General features: G+C 65.7%; 1 protein-coding gene. It reads left to right on the top strand.

From position 1 onward, the window contains the following. The coding region (locus tag U1769_RS25010) for an aldehyde dehydrogenase (RefSeq protein ID WP_332720869.1) at positions 1–1,339 on the top strand (1,339 nt) is incomplete at its 5' end. Between the last annotated feature and the right edge of the window lie 33 nt (positions 1,340–1,372).

The following is a 1,372-nucleotide window of genomic DNA, read 5'->3' on the forward strand; positions in this document are numbered from 1 at the left end:
GTTTTCCATCGACGACGCCAATGCGGCGGTCGAGGCCGCCGCCGCCGCCTTCCCGGCCTGGTCCGCATTGGGTCCCAACGCCCGTCGCGCGGCGCTGAACCAGGCGGCCGACGCACTTATGGCGCGTGGCGACCAGTTCGTCGATGCGATGATGGGTGAGATCGGCGCGACCGAAGGCTGGGCTCGCTTCAACCTGATGCTTGCGGTTGGTATGGTCCGCGAAGCCGCTGCGCTCACGACCCAAATCGGAGGCGAGGTCATCCCGTCGGACAGGCCCGGCTGTATTGCGATGGCGCTGCGTGAGCCGGTCGGCGTGATGCTGGGCATCGCCCCTTGGAATGCGCCGATCATCCTGGGCGTGCGCGCGGTCGCGGTGCCGCTCGCCTGCGGCAACACCGTGGTGCTGAAGGCGAGCGAGCAATGTCCGCGAACGCATTCGCTGATCGCCGAAGCGTTCGACGAAGCACTGCCCACCGGCGCGGTCAGCATCGTCACCAATTCGCCAGCCGACGCGCCCCAAATCGTCGGCGCGCTGATCGACAACCCGCATGTCCGTCGCATCAACTTCACCGGATCGACCGCGGTGGGCAAGATCATCGCGATCCGCGCCGCCGGGCATCTGAAGCCGGTGCTGCTCGAACTGGGCGGCAAGGCACCGATGCTGGTGCTTGAGGACGCCGATCTGGATGAGGCGGTCAAGGCCGCCGCATTCGGGGCGTTCATGAACCAGGGCCAAATCTGTATGTCGACCGAGCGGATCATCGTCGTGGAATCCGTCGCCGATGCGTTCGTCGAGAAGTTCGCGGCCAAGGTCGGCGGTATGGCCGTCGGCGATCCGCGTGAGGGCAAGACCCCGCTGGGCGCGGTGGTGGACCAGAAGACGGTCGATCATGTGAAGTCGCTGATCGCCGACGCGGTCGGTGCAGGCGCGGTGCAGGTCAATGGCGGCGACGCCAACGGCGTGCTGATGCCCGCGCATGTCATCGACAAGGTCACCCCGTCCATGAAGCTGTTCCGCGACGAAAGTTTCGGCCCCGTCGTCGGCGTGATCCGCGCCCGCGACGAGGCCCACGCGATCGAACTCGCCAACGACACCGAATATGGCCTGTCCGCCGCGGTGTTCACAAGGGACACCGCACGCGGCCTGCGCGTCGCACGCCAGATCAAATCTGGCATCTGCCACGTTAACGGCCCGACCGTGCATGACGAGGCGCAGATGCCGTTCGGCGGCGTCAAATCATCGGGCTATGGCCGCTTCGGCGGCAAGGCCGGAATCGACAGCTTCACCGAACTGCGCTGGATCACCATCGAGACCGAAGTCGGTCATTACCCGATCTGATTCGGACCTTCCAAGGATCTCATATGCACCTGA

This window comes from Parasphingomonas zepuensis, assembly GCF_036663735.1.
GTDB lineage: Bacteria > Pseudomonadota > Alphaproteobacteria > Sphingomonadales > Sphingomonadaceae > Sphingomonas.